This is a genomic window from Myxococcus vastator (assembly GCF_010894475.1).
GTDB classification, from domain to species: Bacteria; Myxococcota; Myxococcia; order Myxococcales; family Myxococcaceae; genus Myxococcus; species Myxococcus vastator.
The window spans coordinates 1-3,078 of sequence record NZ_JAAIYB010000685.1; the positions used below are offsets into that span (position 1 = coordinate 1).

The window sequence follows — 3,078 nt, forward strand, 5'->3', positions numbered from 1 at the left end:
GCCGGCTGCAACGCCGTCAATACGATGATTCTGTCCAAGCTGGACCGGGTGGACTTCATCGCCGCCAACACCGATGTCCAGGCGCTCGCCGCGAGCAAGGCGCCCACCCGGCTTCAGCTGGGCCAGACGCTGACGAAGGGCCTGGGCGCGGGCGCCAACCCGGAGATGGGCCGCGAGGCCGCCCTGGAGTCGCGCGACCAGATTGCCGCGGTGCTCGAGGGCGCCGACATGGTGTTCGTCACCGCCGGCATGGGCGGCGGCACCGGCACGGGCGCCGCGCCCATCATCGCGGACATCGCCAAGAGCCTGGGTTGCCTCACGGTGGGCGTCGTCACCAAGCCCTTCCTCTTCGAAGGCAACAAGCGCCGCAAGCAGGCCGAGCAGGGCATCGTGGAGCTCAAGGCCGCGGTGGACACGCTCATCACCATTCCGAACCAGCGCCTGCTGTCGCTCTCCAACGAGCCGATGCCGCTGCTGGAGACGTTCAAGCGCGCGGACGAGGTCCTGCTGAACGCCGTGCAGGGCATCAGCGACCTCATCCAGTACCACGGCTACATCAACGTCGACTTCGCCGACGTGAAGACCATCATGAGCGACAAGGGCATCGCGCTCATGGGCACGGGCCACTCGACGGGTGACAAGCGCGCGCTGATTGCCATGCAGCAGGCCATCGCCAGTCCGCTGCTGGAGGACGTCTCCATCGACGGCGCCACGGGCCTGCTCATCAACATCACCGGTGGCCGCGACATGACCCTGCAGGAGGTCAACGAGGCCCTGACGCTGGTGCACGACGCCGCCGACAGCGAGGCGGAGATCATCTTCGGCTCGCTCATCGACGAGAACATCTCGGACGAGGTGAAGATCACCATCATCGCCACGGGCTTCGTGCACCGCGACGCGCCCAAGGTCCGCACGGTGACGCCCGTGGTGCAGGTGCCGCTGTCGCGTCCGGCGCAGTCCGTGCTCGCCAACGCGCGCGAGGAGGTCGCCAGCCTGGTGCCCACCAAGGGCAGCGGCTCGCGCCAGCTCACCGTGGAGAGCAGCAAGGCCGTGAGCGCCCGCACCGCCGTGGTGAAGGACGCGCCGCTGCCGCTGGACGAGGACCAGTTCGACATCCCGACGTTCCTGCGGCGGCAGGGCCAGACGGAGCTGCCGTAGGCGGCAGCGCGGAAGCGGGGCTTTAGCGAGCGGGAAGCTGGGCCACGCTGGCTTCGTCGCGGGCGGACAGGGTGTCCGCGCGGGCGAAGAGGCCGTCGACTTCCGAATAGAGCGCGTCCACGCGCTCCGGGAGCCGGGCCGCGGGCAGCACGCCGTCGCCGGACACTTCCTCCAGGCGCGCGTGGGCCCGCTGCAGCAACTGGAGCGCCTTCAGCAGGGAGAGGCCGCGGCGCGTGCCCTCCTCGGTGAAGAGGGTTCCGCTCTGTGTCAGCGCCTCCAGCGTGGTGCGCACGAAGCGCACGCGGTCCGTGTGCCGGCCACGGTAGAGGTCCAGGCGCTTGGCGCGCCGCGCGTGGTGCAGGTTGACCACGCCGCCAGGGCTTGAAGAGGAGGGGGGCGTCACGGGGAACAAGGTACGACACAGCCTCGTAGACCCGCAAATTTACTGGACTGTAGGGACCTGTTGCACGTCTGTCCGCACCCTTGTCTTGGGAGGGAGCGAGGGTTAGGTTCGCCGCCCTTTCGCACCCGCACCCCAGGGGTTCCGCCATGTTCCAGAAGCTGCTCATCGCCAACCGGGGAGAAATCGCCCGCCGCATCGGCGTGGTGGCCCGGGGAATGGGGCTCAAGACGGTCGCCGTCTACTCGGACGCGGACGCCGAGCTGCCCTTCGTGAAGGAGGCCGACGAGGCGGTGCGCATCGGCCCCGCGCCGGCCAAGGACAGCTACCTCAACACCGCCGCCATCCTGGAGGCCGCCAGGCAGACGGGCGCGCAGGCCATCCACCCGGGGTACGGCTTCCTGTCGGAGAACGGCGAGTTCGCCCAGGCCTGCGCGGACGCGGGGCTCATCTTCGTGGGCCCGCCGCCGGAGGCCATGGCGCGGATGAAGGACAAGAGCCAGGCCCGCAGGCTGGTGTCCGCCGCGGGGGTGCCCGTGGTGCCCGGCAGCGAGGACGTGGTGCCCGACGTGGCCAGCGCGCTGGCGGAGGCCGAGCGCATCGGCTACCCGGTGCTCGTCAAGGCGGCCAGCGGCGGCGGCGGCATTGGCATGGCGGTGGCCAGGAGCCCGGCGGAGATGGAGAAGGTCTACCGCCAGTGCACGGACCGGGCGAAGGCCGCCTTCGGCAAGGAAGGCGTGTACGTGGAGCGCTACTTCCCGGCGCCGCGCCACATCGAGGTCCAGATTCTGGGGGACCAGCACGGCCACCTCATTCACTGCCTGGAGCGGGAGTGCTCCATCCAGCGGCGCCACCAGAAGGTGGTGGAGGAGGCCCCCTCCGTGCTGTTCGCGGACGGGCGCAACCCGGAGCTGGCGCAGAAGCTCTTCACGGCCGCGGTGGCCGCGGCGAAGGCCTTCGGCTACGCCAACGCCGGCACGGTGGAGTTCCTGTACTCGGACGGTGAGGTCTACTTCATCGAGATGAACGCCCGCCTCCAGGTGGAGCACCCGGTGACGGAGCTGACCACGGGGCTGGACCTCATCGGCTGGCAGCTGCGCATCGCCGCGGGGGAGCGCCTCACGGTGACGCAGGAGGACGTGAAGCGGCGCGGGGCGGCGCTGGAGTTCCGCATCTACGCCGAGGACCCGGTGAAGTTCTTCCCGTCCCCCGGGCCGCTGAAGGTGTTCCAGCCGCCCACGGGCGAGGGCGTCCGGCTGGACGCGGGCTACGGCGAGGGCAACACCGTCACGCCCCACTACGACCCGATGATTGCCAAGCTCATCGTCACCGGTGAGACGCGGGCGCAGGCGATTGAGCGCTCCGTGGCGGCGCTCCAGACGTTCCGCATCGAAGGCATCAAGACGAACATCCCGCTCCACCTGCGCATCGTGCAGGATGCGGCCTTCCAGGCCGGCGAGCTGGACACGCACTTCCTGGAGCACCACGCCAAGCCGGCGTAGCGGGGCCCGCTCCAGCCC

At 69.9% G+C, this 3,078-nt stretch carries 3 protein-coding genes; 2 read left to right on the top strand and 1 reads right to left on the bottom strand.

Annotated elements, in window-relative coordinates:
* The coding region (gene ftsZ, locus G4D87_RS36030) for a cell division protein FtsZ (protein ID WP_163787329.1) at positions 1 to 1,158 on the top strand (1,158 nt) is incomplete at its 5' end.
* Positions 1,159 to 1,180: 22 nt separating this feature from the next.
* On the opposite strand, the gene G4D87_RS36035 is transcribed toward ftsZ, so the two are convergent.
* Complete coding sequence (locus G4D87_RS36035) at positions 1,181 to 1,570, bottom strand: hypothetical protein (protein WP_163787331.1); 390 nt, start codon at positions 1,568 to 1,570, stop codon at positions 1,181 to 1,183.
* 137 nt (positions 1,571 to 1,707) lie between these two features.
* Here G4D87_RS36035 and G4D87_RS36040 point away from each other — a divergent pair, with 137 nt between their 5' ends.
* The gene (locus tag G4D87_RS36040; RefSeq protein WP_163787332.1) at positions 1,708 to 3,060 is read left to right on the top strand and encodes an acetyl-CoA carboxylase biotin carboxylase subunit; all 1,353 of its coding nucleotides are present in this window, start codon (positions 1,708 to 1,710) and stop codon (positions 3,058 to 3,060) included.
* Positions 3,061 to 3,078 lie beyond the last annotated feature (18 nt).

Coding starts and splice junctions, on each gene's coding strand:
- G4D87_RS36040 (WP_163787332.1), top strand. CDS start 1,708: ATGTTCCAGAAGCTGCTCATCGCCAACCGGGGAGAAATCGCCCGCCGC.